Source organism: Nonomuraea sp. NPDC005650, assembly GCF_040605375.1.
Taxonomy (GTDB): Bacteria; Actinomycetota; Actinomycetes; order Streptosporangiales; family Streptosporangiaceae; genus Nonomuraea.
On sequence record NZ_JBEXCR010000088.1, the window covers coordinates 11,456 to 27,422 of the forward strand.

Annotated in this window: 12 protein-coding genes; 2 read left to right on the forward strand and 10 right to left on the reverse strand. The window is 70.4% G+C overall.

All coding sequences use genetic code 11. The features are described 5' to 3' along the window. Positions 1–7 precede the first annotated feature (7 nt). The 8 genes from ABZS69_RS65050 to ABZS69_RS65085 form a co-directional block, all read right to left on the reverse strand. A complete protein-coding gene (locus tag ABZS69_RS65050) occupies positions 8–1,204 on the reverse strand; it encodes a histidine kinase (RefSeq protein ID WP_355394547.1) in 1,197 nt (398 codons plus the stop codon). Between the two features lie 171 nt (positions 1,205–1,375). Continuing rightward, positions 1,376–2,329 (reverse strand): alpha/beta hydrolase family protein, encoded by a 954-nt coding sequence (locus tag ABZS69_RS65055; protein WP_355394550.1) that lies wholly within the window; start codon positions 2,327–2,329, stop codon positions 1,376–1,378. 20 nt (positions 2,330–2,349) lie between these two features. Then, complete coding sequence (locus ABZS69_RS65060; protein ID WP_355394553.1) at positions 2,350–6,093, reverse strand: SGNH/GDSL hydrolase family protein; 3,744 nt, start codon at positions 6,091–6,093, stop codon at positions 2,350–2,352. Between the two features lie 60 nt (positions 6,094–6,153). Continuing rightward, entirely contained in the window at positions 6,154–8,523 is a 2,370-nt protein-coding gene (locus ABZS69_RS65065; RefSeq protein ID WP_355394556.1) for a S8 family serine peptidase, read from the reverse strand. 70 nt (positions 8,524–8,593) lie between these two features. Then, a complete protein-coding gene (locus tag ABZS69_RS65070) occupies positions 8,594–9,604 on the reverse strand; it encodes a hypothetical protein (RefSeq protein WP_355394559.1) in 1,011 nt (336 codons plus the stop codon). Then, complete coding sequence (locus ABZS69_RS65075) at positions 9,601–10,194, reverse strand: RICIN domain-containing protein (protein WP_355394562.1); 594 nt, start codon at positions 10,192–10,194, stop codon at positions 9,601–9,603. Before ABZS69_RS65075 ends, ABZS69_RS65070 begins: the two co-directional genes overlap by 4 nt. A gap of 87 nt (positions 10,195–10,281) precedes the next feature. Continuing rightward, a complete protein-coding gene (locus tag ABZS69_RS65080) occupies positions 10,282–10,818 on the reverse strand; it encodes a hypothetical protein (RefSeq protein ID WP_355394565.1) in 537 nt (178 codons plus the stop codon). 384 nt (positions 10,819–11,202) lie between these two features. After that, entirely contained in the window at positions 11,203–11,433 is a 231-nt protein-coding gene (locus tag ABZS69_RS65085; RefSeq protein WP_355394568.1) for a hypothetical protein, read from the reverse strand. A 76-nt stretch (positions 11,434–11,509) separates the two neighbouring features. On the opposite strand from ABZS69_RS65085, the gene pip reads away from it, so the two are divergent. After that, positions 11,510–12,457 (forward strand): prolyl aminopeptidase, encoded by a 948-nt coding sequence (pip, locus tag ABZS69_RS65090; protein ID WP_355394570.1) that lies wholly within the window; start codon positions 11,510–11,512, stop codon positions 12,455–12,457. An 87-nt stretch (positions 12,458–12,544) separates the two neighbouring features. On the opposite strand, the gene ABZS69_RS65095 is transcribed toward pip, so the two are convergent. Both ABZS69_RS65095 and ABZS69_RS65100 read right to left on the reverse strand, forming a co-directional pair. Further along, the gene (locus ABZS69_RS65095) at positions 12,545–14,056 is read right to left on the reverse strand and encodes an MFS transporter (RefSeq protein ID WP_355394573.1); all 1,512 of its coding nucleotides are present in this window, start codon (positions 14,054–14,056) and stop codon (positions 12,545–12,547) included. 9 nt (positions 14,057–14,065) lie between these two features. Continuing rightward, entirely contained in the window at positions 14,066–14,887 is an 822-nt protein-coding gene (locus ABZS69_RS65100) for an oxidoreductase (RefSeq protein WP_355394576.1), read from the reverse strand. A 164-nt stretch (positions 14,888–15,051) separates the two neighbouring features. Between ABZS69_RS65100 and ABZS69_RS65105 the strand changes: the two genes are divergently transcribed. Beyond that, positions 15,052–15,759, forward strand: a complete 708-nt coding sequence (locus tag ABZS69_RS65105; protein WP_355394579.1) for a helix-turn-helix domain-containing protein — start codon at positions 15,052–15,054, stop codon at positions 15,757–15,759. Positions 15,760–15,967 lie beyond the last annotated feature (208 nt).

Consider the following 15,967-nt stretch of genomic DNA (forward strand, 5'->3'; position numbering starts at 1 on the left):
CCCTGCCTCAGATCCGTTCGTCCTCTTCGGATGGGGAGAGCGGGAAGGCCGCCAGAACCTCGTAGCCGCCCTGCGGGCGACCGCCTGTGGTGATCGTTCCCTGGTAGAGCCTGACACGTTCGGTCATGCCGATCAACCCGTGCCCGCCACGGCCTGCTCCCGGGGCGGGGCCCGCGCCGTCGTCGGTGACGCGGAGGGTCAGCAGGTCGGGCGCGTAGGTCAGGTTGATGTCCGCCCGGCCGGCCCCGGCGTGCTTGAGCACGTTGGTCAGCGACTCCTGGACGATGCGGTAGGCGCACAGGTCGAGGCCCGGCGGCAGTGTCCTGGCCGGGCCCTCGACGGTCAACCGGACGTTCAGCCCGGCCGCGCGCATGCGCTCCACGAGGGTCTCCAGGTCGCTCAGGCGGGACATCGTGGCGTAGCGCCCTTCGTCCTGCTCGTGGGCCTCGACGCGCAGGATCGACAGCAGGCGCCGCATCTCGGTGAGCGCCTCGTGGCTGGTGTCGGCGATGACGCCCAGCGTGGCGTGCGCGGTGGCGGGGTCGGACAGGGCCACGTAACGGCCTAACCCGGACTGTACGGAGATGACCGACATGTGGTGTGCGACGACGTCGTGCAGCTCCCGGGCGATGCGCACCCGCTCGCGGGTCACCGCCCGGCGGGCGGCCGCGTCCTGTTCCGCGGCCAACTGCTCGGCCAGCGCGGCCAGTTGCCTGCCGCGCGCGCCCAGCAGGCGCACGATGGTCCCCGTGGTGAAGGCCCAGCCGCCCACGATGAGCGACTGGCCCAGCGCCGACCACAGCGCCACGCCGGGCTGGTTGACCGAGGCATGCGTCCACTCGGCCACCACCAGCACCGCCCCGCCCGCGCCGGCCTGCCAGGAACCGTGCGCAGCCACGGAGTACAGCGCCAGCAGCGGGCCGATGCTGTTGAGCCCCGGGTGGTGGCCCAGCAGGTGGTAGAGCAGCGCAGCCGACGTCGAGACGACCAGGACAGTGAGCGGCGCCCGCCTGCGCAGTGCGAGGGGAGCGTTCACCAGCGCGGTCAGCACCAGCGACTGCGCATCGGCCGGGCGCCCCTTGCCCAGCTCCAGCACCTCCCACAACGAGGTGCCGACGCCCAGCGCGACCGCCAGGGCGAGGTCGAGCAACCGCGGGTCCAGAGCGGAGAGCCGACGGGCGAACGACGCGGACCTGCCGGACAAACCCTCACCCCCGCACCAGCGTCAAGGTCCGCCTCCAGGAAGGGAACGGCGCTTCTACGATGCCCGGCCGCGGCGGGCGCCGCAACAGACGCGTGCGTTGACGTCGGCGAGTGCCGCAGCCGGGGCGGATGTCCACGGAGTCGGCCAAGGAGCGCACATGTGGCCTGGTCGTCAGGTGCCGAGCAGGAAGTCGATCGAGCGCCGTAGTTCACCCTGCCAGTTGAGCCACTCGTGACGATGGAAGGGCTTGATGCGCACCCGCACTGGGATGTCCAGCTCGCCCAGTTTGTCGATGGCCTGCGTGGCCATGCCGTACACCGACTGCTCGACCGGATCCACCAGGAGGGGGTTGCCCACCCCGGCCTGGTCCTTGCCCGCCTGGCCGTCGCCGGTGGCGATGTAGAGTCTCGTCCCGCGCAACGCTGCGAGCGAGTGCTTCGGGTTGTACCGGTTCCAGTACTCACCGCCGACCGGGCCGTAGATCTGCTCGACGGTGACGCCGCAGGTCAACGCGCCGCTCGCGATCGCGGCCAGCGCAGGCAGGCCGGGGCTGCCCGGATAGTCGTTGTCGAGCGCTCCGCTGAAGGAGGCGGCGGCGGTGAACCTGCCGGGGAAGCGGGCGGCGTATCCGATGGCTCCGCCGCCGCCCATGGACAGGCCCGCGATGGCCTGCCGGTCGCCGGCGCGGTACTCGTTCTTCAGCAGGTCGTAGAGCTCGCCCATGTGGAAGGACTCCCACTTGTGCGGCGGAACGCCCGGGTCCTTCCAGTCCATGTAGCCCGAGCAGGTGCCGGTGTCGGGCATGACCACCAGCACGTCGCGGGTGCCCACGATCGCGTCGGCGTCGCCCTGCGCGGTCCAGTCGGTGTAGGAGCCGCCACCGCCGTGCAGCAACCAGAGCACCGGCCAGCGGCGGGTCGCGGTCTTGCTGTAGCCGGGCGGCAGGAGCAACCGCACCTTGCCGGGGACGTCGATCAGCGGTGAGTCGATGGTGAGGTCGAGGATGCGCCCCTCCTTGATCACCGTCTCGGTGACCTCGGAGGACGACGATGTGGCCTGGACCGGGCCGGCGAGGGCCAGCAGCAGGGTGAGCGCCGCCAGCGGGCGCGAGATGAAGATCGACATGACTGGTGCTCACATTTCGGTCAGCTGTTCAGCGCGGACTGCACCAGCGCGGCGTACGCTCGCTGGCCCGCGGGGTTGGGATGGTAGGAGGCTCCGTCGGTGGTGATGTCGATCGCGCGCACGTAGGGGTTGTCGTCGCAGATCGCGTGGCCGGTGAAGGCCGGCACCGGGTCGATGAAGGAGATGTCGACCCCCTCCTGGCGCAGACGGGTGATGGCGGCCGAGCTGACGGCGTTCATCTTGTCGGTCATGTCGTTGAGCCACAGGGCGTCGAGCTGGCCGATGCGGAAGGAGCTGATGCAGGTCAATGGCGCCTCGTTCTGCACGTTGAACAGGTGCGGGTAGCCCAGGACGATGATGCGGGCGTTCGGCGCCTTCTGATGGATCTTGGTATAGGTGTCGGTGAGCGGGCCGTCGAGCGCGGCGATGGCGCGCTCGGTGCTGTCGTCGCGGCAGTTGAGGCCGAGGCTGCAGCGGCTGATGACGTCGGAGAAGCCGGCGTCGTTGCCGCCGATCGTCAGGGTCACCAGATCGGTGTCGGCGTCCAGGTAGCCCTGGTCGATCTGCGGCGGCTCGCCGTTGGCGTAGGCGTCGCCCGTGACGTGCTTGGTCTGGGCGCCCGAGCAGGCCAGCAGGGCGAAGCCGGTGGTGCCGTTGCCGGTCCTCGCCTCGCTCTCGATGGTGCTGGACGAGCCGGGCCGGCTGACCATCCGCGCGTAGGCGTCGGCCTTGGACCGGTGGCAGGTCGAGCCGCGGGTGCCCAGGGTGAAGTTGCTGACCTCGTCGTACGGCTCGTTGCCCTGCCCCGCCGAATAGGAGTCCCCGAGGGCCACGTAGTCGACCTTGGGCTTGCTCGTCGGGATGAAGGCCATGGCGTCGAAGGCGATGTCCCAGTCCCAGTCGCGGCCCTCCTCACGTCTGGTCAGGTTGCTGAGCGACACGCTGGCGCCCGAGTTGAGCTGGAACACGCCGAGATCCACCCAGGTGTTCTTCTGCCAGTGCTGGCCCACGATCCGATGCCGGGTCGGCGCGTTGCCGCCGGGATCGATGATGTAGTCGGCGAGCTGGGTATGCGCGCCGATCTCCGGGAGGTGCACCTTGATGCGCGTCCACCCGGTCATGGAGCTGGGCGGGCGCCAGATGCCGGTGACGCCGAACTTGAGCTGGCCGGCATTGGTGGCGTCCCTGGTGTGGGCGAACCAGAAGTGGTCGCCGAAGCCGCCGCCGAGCTGGTGGAAGTCGACTCTGGAGACGTACGGCGCCGGGTCGGTCTCGTTGAAGTAGAGCGTGAACGAGCCGTAGTCGCCCCAGGTCCTGCTGCAGCCCGCGCGCACGATGGGCACCGAGGACGGCACGTCGTCCACGACGTAGGCGTTGGACGGGATGCCGCTGAGCGAGCAGTTGGGCGTGTAGTGGGTGCCGTCGGGCTGCTCGGGATAGGAGGTGTCGAAGCGCAGCAGTTCGTGGCCGCATACGCCGCTGCCGCACGTCCGGTACCAGGTCGGGGTGTGCCACCAGCACTTCAGGTCGTACTGGCCGGCGGCGTCCTTGTGCTTGCACGGCGCGGCCTTGTCGCCCGGGTCGCAGTCGTTCTCGCCCGGGTCGCAGAAGGACGTGAGGAGAGGTTTGGCGGCGTTGCGGTCGTCGAGGCTGACCCACCAGGCGGGGCGGAAACCGGGGCCGTCAGGGGTGGAGATGGAGTAGGCGGCGAAGCCGATGACCTTCTCCTCGTACGGCCAGAGCTGCGGCTCGGCGGGGTCGTGCGGATTGCTGTTGAAGAAGTGGCGGTTGGCCGGGTAGACGGGGTTGGCGGGGTTGTTGGCCCAGCCCACTCCCCACGGCGAGCCGTCGTGCTGGTCCGGGTGGAAGCCCGAGTTGTAGGCCCAGATGGCGAAGATCCAGTTCTCCAGCCACGCCGGATCGCCGTTGCTGTGGATGAGGCCGGCGTTGTAAGTCTGGTTCCACTTGTCCTGCAGGATGCGCAGGCCGACGGCAATGTTCGTGGCGTAGTCGACGGCGATCTCCCGCTGCTTCCAGGCGGGCAGCGCGATCTCGCAGAAGTTCTCGTCCGGCTTGCAGGGACGCTCGTGGCCCTGCTTGCGCATGCCGTCGGTGATCTGGGTGATGCCGTATCCGCAGTCGCTCTTGTCCCAGTCGATCATCCAGTCGTCGGACGGATCGCCGTTGTAGAGCTCGCGGCCGTAGTAGTTGCCGACCAGCGGGTTGCCGGTGCTTCCCGGCAGCACGTGGCCCGTGGCCTGCCAGAGGTTCGACTCCTGCGACATGATGCCGAGGAACACCTGTACCGGAACCCGGCCGCCGCCCGCCAGGGAGAGCGGCGGGAACTCGCCCTGCGGTCTCCACTGCGTCAGGCCCGACTGCTTCCAGCCGGTCGGGCGGAGCATCGTCAGGTTGCCGACCACCGCCTGGTCCGCGGCCCACTCGACCTGGCGCGGCGTCGGCTGGTACACCTGCGTGTACGGATCGTTGCGCGGCACGGAACAGTAGGCGCCGGTGTCGACCGTGCCGGTCCCCGAGCCGGCGGTGGCCGCCGCTGCCCTGCGGACCGCGGCGGTGTCGGTGACGGGCATGCGGTCCGAGGTCCTTACCGTGAAGTCGGTCTCCCCGCCGGTGGGCGTGATCTTGGTCTTCAGGTGGACGACCTGGGGTTCGCCGGGGCGCTGCGAGGTCATCGCCCGCACCCATTCCTCGGACGGCTCCGTACCCGAGCCCATCGAGGGCCGTTTCTGCGGCAGGACGGCCAGCCGTCCGTGGGTCGAGAGCCTGGCCGCGGCGGGAACGTCCACGCGGGTCACCGGGGCGGGCAGCGGCCGCGCGGGCGTGAGGCTCCCGGTGAGGAACACCTTCCCGCCCGTTCCCGCGCTCACGTTGACGTCGGTGAGCGGCCCAGAGGCCAGCTCCGCCGCCTCGCCCCCGGCGAGCGGCACGCGGCGCACGCGGGCGACCTCTCCCTGGTGCTCCATGAACACCACGCCGCCGTCGGCGTCGGCGGCCAGCCTGAACGGGACCGACGCCGCCCTGGCGAGTTCGCGCGGCTTGCCGTGCGCGGGAAACAACTGCAGGCTGCCGCCGGTGGCGGCCACGATGCCGCCGTTCACGGGGATGGCGGACGTGACCTGCCCGGCCCGCTCGACGGGCGCGGCCAGCCGTCCCGAAGTCGCGTCGAGTACGGACAGCCGGGTGCGCGCCGGTGCGTCTCCCGGTTCACCCCCTCCCTTGGCCTGCGTGATCACACTGCGCTCTCCCTGTCCGCAGCCGGGATTGAAGTAGGCGAGCGAGGAGCGGATCGGCAGCTTGGTGACCTTGCCGGTGGGCACGTCGATGAGCGCGGTGAAGGCCCCGCGGTCGAACAGGTCCGCCCGGTTGGTGAAGGCGCGCGGCGCGTAGACGGCCACCGCCTTGCTGCTGGAGGCGGTGAAGCAGACATTGCCGATCCAGCGGTCGGTGTCGAAGCCGGGCTCGCTCAGCGTCGCCAGCGTGCGCCAGGTGTAGCCGGTGCGTTCCTCGGCCGTCAGCAGGTGGAAGCCGGTCGCGTCGCCCTCGGCGCTCCAGGCGAGGTCCGGCGAGGTACGCCAGTCCGCGGCCAGCACGCGGTCCCGCTCGGCCGGAGCCACCGACGAGGGCGGCTGCTCCGGCGAGGCGGTGCTCGGAGGAGCGACCGCGTCCGCCGGAAGGGTGAGCCCGGCCGTGAACAGCACGGCGGCCGCGCCGATGCCGAGCGCTCTGATCGTGAATCTGTTCATGATGGGCTCCATGGGGGGTGGCGGATGACGCTGGGCGGAACCGCAGAGCCTGGGTAGGGGCTACCTGTTGCCGAAGTAGGCGTAGACGTCGACGGAGATCGTCACCGGCGCGGCGCCGGTGTTTCTCAGCACGACCGTGCCGTCCGGGCGGAGCGCGGCCGTGGCGAAGCCGACCGTGTTCCTGCCCGCCGCGTACGCCACCGTCCGTACGGCGGCCGCGGCGTCCGGGGGAATGACCTCGACAGTGCCGTTCGCCGTTCCGCTCGCGGTGACGGCGACGCCGACGGCCGAGACACCCGACGAGGGGACGTCGCCGCTGCCGGAGGGCCGCAGCACGTACGTGCCGCCAGGGGCGACCGTCACGCCGCCGCTCACCCGGACCGGGGCGATCGCCTTGACGAGGGAGGCGCGTTCCGCGGCGGTGTAGTAGCCGTTCACCTCCACCGAGACCTCGGCCGCGCCGCCGCCCAGGTTATGAAGGTTGATCTTCCCGTTGGCGCCGGGTCGGACGATGGTGAAGAACTGCACCTGGGCGTTGGCGGGGTAGTCGACGTTGGCGTCGGCGGGGAAGGCCTCACCGGCGGGATAGACCCGGATCGTGCCGGTGGAGGCGCTCTTCACCAGCACCGTCAGGGCGACACTCTGCGGGGAGGGCAGGCCGGGCGTCGTCAGCTCGAGATTTCCCAGCGCCGGGACCGGCACCCGGTCGGCGATGCGCGACGGCGCGGCCGGGTGGTAGGTGCCGCCGAGGGTGGCCGCGGCGTGGTCGAGGGTGTAGCCGTGCACGTCGAGGTAGACGCGGACGGCCTGGCCGCTGCGGTTTTCCAGCTTGAGCGTGCCATCGTCGCCGACCTTCGCCACGACCATGGTCGAGGCGTACCGGGTGGCGTCGTAGAAGAGCACGTCACCCTCCGGTTCGGGCTCGCCGGAGGGATAGACGGCCAGCGAGCCGGTGTTGAAGAAGTCGCCCTTGGCGGCGATGTTGACGGCGACGGCGGCGATGCCGTCGGCGGGAAGCCCGGCGACGCCCGCGACCGGGACCGTCATCGTGGAGTTGGCGCTGATCTGGGCGTTGCCGAGGATGCGGGTGCGGGTCTGGAAGAGCTGGTGCGGACCGGGGCGGGCGGCTGAGCCTAGGGCGGCCTCGTCGAGCTGGATCCGGGGAGTGGTGTCGCCGCCGTACACGATGGGCTTGCCGGTCTCCTCCAGCGCCGCCTCGATCTCGGACGGCGTGGCGTCGGGACGGGCCTGGCGCAGCACTGCCAGGGCCCCGGCGACGTGCGGGGCGGCCATGGACGTGCCGCTCTTGGACTGCCACCGGCCCCCGGGCACCGACGAGACGATGTCCGACCCGGGGGCGAACACGTCCAGCAGCGGCCCCCGGTTGCTGAAGGAGGACACCTCGTCCTGGTCGGTGGTGCTGCCCACCGCGATGGCGGAGGAGACGCAGGCCGGAGCGCTGACGGCATCGGCGTAGCCGTTGTTGCCCGCGGCCACCACCGTGGGCGCACCGGCGACGAGCAGCCGGTCGATGACGGGCTTGCGCGGATCGTCGTCGCAGGGCGCGGTGTACCTGCCGCTGCCCAGGCTGAGATTGACCGCGGCCACGGGGACGCCCTCGTCGATCAGCTCCAGAACCTTCTCCATGCCCGCGAGCTGAGCGCTGACGAAGCTCAGCAGGCACGGCGGCCCGGCGGTCCCGCAGTACGAGAAGGAGTCGAACCTGCTGTAGACCTGAACGGCGACGAGACCGGCCCCCGGGGCGACCCCGCCCGCGGCGTCGCCGGTCTCCTGACCGGCGACGATTCCGGCCACGTGGGTGCCGTGGCCGCAGTCCAGGTACGCGCACGGCCCGCTGTCGGCGTCCGCCGCTCCGGGCCCCTCCTGCCGGTCCGCGCCGTCCGGGCACAGGCTGGAGGCTCCGTAGGCGGGGTCGGTGGGGGAGAAGCACGCCTCGGCCACGACCCGCCCGCCGAGGAAGGGGTGGTGGACCGCGACGCCCGAGTCCAGGATGGCCACCACGCTGCCCTCACCGGTCAGCCCCGCCTCCCGGGTACGGTCCGCGCCGATGAGGGGCACGCTCTCGGCGAGCGCCGGCGGGATCGGCACGTCCTCCGACACGCTGACCACGCCCGGCTGTCCGGCCAGCCGCTCCACGTCCGCCCGGTCCGCGCGCAGCGTGAGCACCGGTAATCGCGACAGCGTCTGGATCACCTGGCCGGGGCCGACCGCGGAGGCCGCGGCGGACAGGCCGGCGCGGTCCCGCGTCACCACGTTCACGCGGACCTCGCCGCCCGCGGACAGCTTCTCCGCCAACTCGGGGTCCATGCGAGGGCCGGGCGCCGCCTGCGACGGCATGGGCGGCACCGTCACGAGGGCCGTCACGAGGGTGGCCGCGGTGATCAGGCGGCGGACCAGGTGTTGCTTCATGTGATCTCCGCTCGACATAGGACGTGCCTCGGCACAGTTCCCGCGCGGGCCGGGCGGCCGGTCCGGCGGCTCACTGGCCCGCCAGCACCGCCTCGGCACGCTGCACCCAGGTGGTGAAGACGGACAGCGACTCGGTCAGCGCCTGCCGCTGGTCCCGCACCATGATCTCTTCGTAGGCGCGCTTCGCCGCCCGGTACGTCGGCAGCAGGCCGGCGCCGTTCGCGCAGGCGGCGTCGTCGGCCGCGACCTGCTTCTCCGCCTGCGTGGCGGCCACACCGGGCTCCCGGTTGGCCCAGCGGAGGTCGGCGCGGGCGCTCATCGGGCTGTCGTAGGCGTACCCCTTGGCCGCCATGCAGCTCACCCACTGGGTCAGGGCCTGCGCGACGGCGGTGTGCTCCAGGGCGAGGAAGCTCGCGTCGTCGGCCAGCAGCCGGGGGTCGGCGGCCAGGGCGTGGTCCTGGCCCAGGACGCGGGCCTCGCCGCTCGTCGCGCAGCCGCCCTGGGGGATGGCCTGGCCCGGCCCGGTCGTGGCGGCGGTGCCGTCGTAGGCCTGCATCTCCTCCGGTGTGGGGGCACGCTGGTCCGCGGGCTCCGAAGCGGCGGCCGCCGCCGCGGGGTCGAGCGCGGGCCGCGGGTATCCGGACCTGGAGGCCGCGGAGGCGTCGAGGGGTTCGATCAGATCCGCCTCCACGTAGTCCTCGGGGTTCCAGTTCCGTACGACGCCCGCCGTCCAGGCCGAGAAGCCGAGCGACTGCATGCACGTGGCGGTCGCGGCGTCCTTGGCCAGGTCGATGGTGTGGATGTCGGCCATGGACGTCATGTACGGATCGAGCGGCATCGGGAGGCCCGGATCCGACGGGATGGCGGTGAGCGCCGGCTCCGGGATCGGGGACGGCTCCGGCCCGAGCGCCCCCGTGGGCCCGGGAACCGGCAGAACCTCACCCGTGGTGGGCAGGGGGTCGGGGTCGAGAGGTGGGGAGATGGCGGAGCCGTACGCGGCCGGATGGAGGTTGAACGCGGCGGCTCCGATGGTCAGCAGGACGGCCCCGGCGGCCAGCAGCGGTGGTGTGCCCTTTCTCATTTGCCGTTCCTCCTCCAGAAGCACTCGCCCTTGCCGATCCAGCGGCCCTCGGTGCAGTACTCGCGCGAGTAGAGAATGACGTTGGAGTAATGGAAGGGCTGCAGCACGCCCAGAGTGTCGTGCCAGATGTCGCCCCGGCAGCCCTGCCAGTTGTACCAAATGAGGAATCGGCGGTTGTAGATGCTGCTGTAGACGCTGCGGCCCTTCCACTGCTGCTGGAGCCCGCCCCACCAGCTCCACTGCGTGACCGGGCACGCGGCGCCGTTGTAGCTGGGGGAGAAGGTCGAGTTCCAGCGGTCCATGGACTTGCCGCTGTTCACGTTGCGGACGCGGTAGTAGCCGGCGCTGGTCTTGGTGTCCTTCCACAGCTGGTTCTTGCCGCCGTTGTAGGACCAGACGGACACGATGCCGCCGTTGGCCTTCGACTTCTGGTACACCTCCAGGTACCGGCGCGTGTACTCGTTCTGCCAGCGGTACGTGCCGTCCGCGTGCGCGGCGGCCGGGAGGACGATCGCCGCGGTCGCGATCGCGGCGACGACCGTCACCGCGGCCCGCGTGGCCGTGCGGACGGCGGGACGAGAGCCTCTCATCGGGTGGATCTCCCTTCTGCGCGGAAGGTGTGAGGGATCCGGCCGGCATGACGTTCACCGCCGGGCGTACCGGTCAGGAGGCGCTGCTCACGAACCCCGGACGTGCCACCAATTGGTGCACCTCCAGCTGCTGCCGCCCTTCACACAGGCTCTGAAGTAGCGGCCGTCCACCTCGTTGACCCCGCCCGTGGTCCCGCTGCTCGCGCCACTGGCGATCGTCTTGTGGCAGGCGTGATAAGAGGAGCCCCCGGTGTCGGACCAGTCGAGCGACACCTTGTCGCCCGCCTGCAGTCCGCTGCCCCACGCCCACCAGATGTCGGAGTCCCACGTACCGCTGTAGAGGCCCGCGCCACCGCGGGACGTCCCGGCCGCGTACTCCAGCTGGGCCCGGTCGGCTTTGGCGGGGTAGTAGTCGTACGGGTTGTAGTTCGGCCCGCATGAATAGTTGATCAGCCCCGCCGCGTGGACCTCCTCCGAGATGATCACGTCGCCGTCGCCGGTCACCGGCTCGCGGGGCGGGCTCGGGGCCGGCTGGGGGGAGTGGGCCAGCGCGGGCGGCGTGGTGAGGAGAGCAGCGGCGGCCACGCCGAGTGCCAGTGCTGAAGCGACTTGGGCTGCTTTCACGTGTTGTCACCTTTCGGAGGGCTGGATACCGCCGTAACGTCCGAGCGCGACCGGCCGGTCGTTCATGCGACAAGGTATCCACGGGCGGCCTTGACTGTCGTCAATCGTCCGGTGGACGTGCGCCTCCACCCAACGCGGTAGCACGCGCCGCCATGTCAACCAGAGCCGTATGCCTCCCTCAGGATCGGGAGGCCCCGGCGGCTACGGGGTGGTTGTCCCCGGCCACCTGACGCGACTGGCGGGCATCAGTACGGACCAGGTCCGCCGGCACCGAATGCCGCCTGCGGTACTCGCCGGGTACGGCCGTCAGGTCACTCGACCGTGATCGGATGGGTGGCCTTGGCCGGCCCGGCCGCGGCATCCCCTGACCACAACGCGAGGTAGTCACGCCGTCAGCACGCCGGTCAGCTCCATGGCCGTGCCGACGACGCCTGACTGCGGCCCGTCCAGGGTGAGAGTGGATCTGTGCCTGACCGTCACCATGACGGAGGCGCTGCTTCGGCGGTAGCGGTCGTCGCCGTCCCAGAACACCCAGTAGGTCACCTCACCGATGTCCGGCGGGTGGTCCCACGTCAAGATCGGCCGTTCGCGCGACACCCAACCGTGATCAAGCATGCTCCCGCCCCGGTCGAGGGAGCGTTCTCGGGTGGAGTCCTGCTGACTCGGGAGCCGGCGCTTGTATCTTGAGGCGGTGTATCCCCCGATCGAACCGTACGACCACGGGCACCTTGACGCCGGTGACGGCCACCTCATTTACTGGGAGGTCTGCGGCAACCCCGAGGGCAAGCCCGCGCTCGTCGTCCATGGCGGCCCTGGCGGGGGCTGCACGCCTGGTCAACGCCGCGGCTTCGACCCCGAGCGCTACCGCGTCATCTTGTTCGATCAGCGCAACTGCGGTCGGAGCCTGCCGCACGCCGGCGACCCGGCCGTCGATCTGAGCACCAACACCACCCAGCACCTGATCGCTGACATGGAACGGTTGCGCGAGCATCTCGGTGTCGACCGCTGGCTGCTTTATGGCGGTTCGTGGGGATCCACGCTGATGCTTGCCTACGCCGAAGCCCACCCGGCGCGGGTGTCGGAGATGGTCATCTGCGGCGTCACCATGACCCGCCGCTCTGAGATCGACTGGCTCTACCGCGGTGTGAGTCGTTTCTTTCCCGAGCCGTGGCAGCGCTTCCGCGAGGGCGTCCCCGAGGCCGAACGCGACGGTGACCTGCTGGCCGCCTACGCGCGGCTCATGTCCGACCCCGACCCCGCCGTACGCGCCAAGGCCACTCACGACTGGGCGGACTGGGAGGACGCGGTGATCTCCCTGGAGGTCAACGGCAGACCGAACGCCTACAGCGACCGGCCGGCGGCCGATTTACTGGCCTTCACCCGCATCTGCGCCCACTACTTCTCCAACGCCGCCTGGCTGGAGGAAGGCATCTTGCTGCGCAATGCGCACAAGCTGGCCGGCATCCCCGGCGTGCTCATCCACGGCCGCTTCGACCTGGGCTGCCCGCTGGAGAACGCCTGGCAGTTGGCCCAGGTCTGGCCCGACGCACGGCTCGTCGTGGTGGACGACTCGGGACATACCGGCAGCAGCACCATGGCCAAGGCGGTTCCCGCCGCCTTGGACGGCTTCGCGAGCTGAGTGGTGGCGCAGGGTGAGTCGCCCTGGACACCTGCGCCACGGCCTCGCGATCAGAGCCCGCCGACGTGGCTCTGATCAGGCACTCACTCAATGATTCGGTACGTGGGCCCGCTGTGCGTGCCGGGGCGTGCTCGGCCGGGGGCGCTCGGGCGTACCGGGCAGCCAGGCCAGGGCGACGAGGACGCCCAGGAGGCCGAGGCCACCGCTGGTGGCCAGGACGATGTCCAGGCCATGGACGAAGGCGGAGCGGACCGTGTCTGCCAGGGTCGCGGAGCCGGCGGATCGTGCGGCGGCCAGCCCTGCGAAGACGCTCTCGCGTGCTTGCTGCGGCACCTCGGCGCGGTAGACGGACGTCAGGATCGAGCCGAGGACCGCCGCGCCGAAGCTGCCGCCGAGGGTGCGGATGGACTGGTTCACCGCTGCGCCGACGCCGGCGTTGCCGGGCGACAGGGCGCCCAGCGCCGCGTCCATGACCGTGGGCAGGACGAAGCCGAGCCCGAGGCCGTACATGGCCGTCCACGCGGCCGCCGACCCGGTGCCGCTGCCCGTATCGGTGGTGGCACCCCAGAACAGGGCCGCGGTGAGCAGGACGAATCCCAGGCCGGCCGCGAGCTTGGGGCCGATCAACCTGCTCAGCCTGGCTGCCGCCGACATCCCGATGAGCATCCCGGCGATGAGCGGCAGCAGCCGCAAGCTGCTGCCCATCGCGTCCGTGCCCAGGTTCGCCTGGAAGTACTGCGGTAGCGCGAACAGGACGCCGAACATGGTGAAGTTGGCGAGCGTGGCCAGCGTGGTGCCGACGGTGAAGCGCGCGTTGGCGAACAGGGACAGGTCCACCAGTGGTTCGCGGGCCCGTCGCTCCCAGAGCACGAACAGCACAAGCGCCGCCGTCCCGCCGAGGATCGGTCCGAACACGGCTGGGTCCGTCCAGCCTCGCTCACCGATTTCGATGAGGCCGTAGGTCAACGCCGTCAGCGCCGCGCTCGACAGCACCACGCCGCCCGCGTCGATCCGCCTGCCGCGCTCGCGCGGCGACTCGGGCAGCCAGGCGGCGACCGCGAGGAACGCCAGGACGACCACGGGGATGTTGATCAGGAAGACCGAGCCCCACCAGAAGTGGTTCAGCAGCCAGCCGCCCAGGAGCGGGCCGATGGGGAAGGCCAGCATCGAGGCGCCCGCCAGCGTTCCGATCGCCTTCGGCCGCTCCTCCGCGGTGAACATCGTCGGGATCAGCGCGAGCATCGTGGGCATGAGGAGCGCCGCTCCCAGGCCCAGCACGGCACGCGCCGCGATGAAGATCCCGGTCGATGGGGCGTAGGCGGCGACCAGCGAGCTGACCCCGAAGATGACCAGCGCGACCAGGAGCGTCCTCTTGCGGCCGAAGCGGTCGCCCACCATTCCCGCCGGGATCATGCCGGCGGCGAGCACCAGCGTGTAGACGGTGACGAACCACTGCAACTGCGCGTTGTCGGCGTGCAGGTCCTCGGCCATGCTCGGCAGCGCCAGATTCAGGATGGTCACGTCGAAGCCCACGGCCAGCGACATGAGCACGAGCGCTATGAGCGCCCACCATCTGCGTGAGTGGGGTTGGTGTGACATCGCGGCGGCCTACTTCGCGGAGTTCGTGAGGAGCTTGTCGAATTCGCGGTCCGGCAACGTCCTGTTGAGCTCGAGGAGCCTTTCGGCCATGTAGCCGACCGCGTAGCGCGTCTCGGGCTTGTCGGCTTCGATGGCCTGCCGGATGGCGGTGGCGACCACGCTTGGGTCGCTCGCCGGGGTGTTCTCGCCGAGCCGGGTCTCGGCGCGTTCGGCCATGGCTTCGGCCATCTCCCCGTACGCGGTCGTGCCGGAGATCTCACGCAGGTCTTGTGCCGTGTGGTCTTCGAACTCGGTCTTGATGATGCCGGGCTGGATGATCACGACGTCGATGCCGAACGGCTCCACCTCCATGCGCAGGCTGTCGGAGTAGGCCTCCAGCGCGTGCTTGGTCGCGTAGTACCAGCAGCCGAGCGGCAGCGCGATCTCGCCGCCGATGGAGGAGACGTTGACGATCGTGCCGGACCCCTGCTCGCGCATGTACGGCAGGGCGAGCTGGGTCAGCCGGGCCGGGGCGAAGACGTTGACCTCGAACTGGTCGCGTGCCAGGTCGATGGGGATGTCCTCGGCCGCGCCGTGCAGGACGGTGCCGGCATTGTTGATCAGGACGTCGATGCGGCCCTGTTCGGCGACGATGGCGCCGATGACGCGTTCCAGGTCCTCCGGCCGGCGTGCGTCCAGCTCCAGGGCGTGTCCGCCGGCGTCGCGGATGTCGTCCATCTTGTGTACGCGCCGCGCGGCGCCGTAGACGATGTGGCTGGCGCGGATGAGTTCGAATGCGGTGGCCTTGCCGATGCCGGCGGAGGCGCCGGTGATGAGTACGACCTTTTTCATGGTGAAACCTCCCTTTCGGTCTGGGTAAACGCTAGGGTCGTGTTCTGGGATGAGACAACTCGAAGAACTCATATGTGCAGGTCAGAGGCCACATATTGGTGCAATGAGTTTGTAGCTGAGTGCAACCGCCTTGCAGCACCGAGAGCTCGATCGGGGAGGATGACATGCCAGGAGGTCGGCTGACCGCCGAGGATCGTCGCCGCATCGCCGAAGGGCTGGCGGCCGACCTGACCTACGCGGAGATCGCCCGCCGGCTGGGGCGGTCCAGGTCCACCGTCACCCGCGAGATCGCCAGGAACGGTGGCCCGAACGGCTACCGGGCGGCGCGCGCCCAACATGCGACGAACTGGCGCGCCCGCCGCCGCAAGCGCGCTCCCCACGCCGATGTTCCGCACACCACCGACAACCGTGACGTCCGCACGGCCCGGGAGTTCGAGGAACAGTTCGTCGCCATGATGATCGAGGGCGGGATGGCACCCATGACGGCCAAGGTGTTCGCCGCGCTGTTCCTCAGCGAGGGCGGCAGCCTGACCGCCACGGAGCTCGCCCGGCAACTCCTTGTCAGTCCGGCGACGATCTCCAATGCCATCAAGTGGCTGGGGCAGAGACAGATGGTCGCCAGGGAGCGCGAGGCGCGCCGGGTGCGGTACTTCGTCGACGTGGACGTCTGGTACCACACGTGGGCGGCCAGTGCCAGGTCGATAGCGATCTGGGCCGACACCACGCGACACGGCGTCGGGATCTTCGGCGCCGACACACCCACCGGCGACCGGCTCCGTACCACCACCCAGTTCTTCGAACTCCTCGGCCACGACATGGGGCAGGCGGCCGAGCACTGGCGGCAGGCCCTCTCCATGCAACGCCAGCGGTGAACTCCGGCACGTTGGGGGTCGCATGGGTAAGCGGTTCTCGGGTTGAGGGCTGTATCACCGGGGATCTTGCTCCACCCCGGCTCCGGCCCCCGACCGTGTCGCTACGACGTCATAGCGATCGCCAGCGGCCGGCCTGACCGACGTCGTCGGTCAGCAGGCGGGCTGTCCTGATAGGCGGTGCGACCCGGATGTAGGCGCGCGTTCTCGC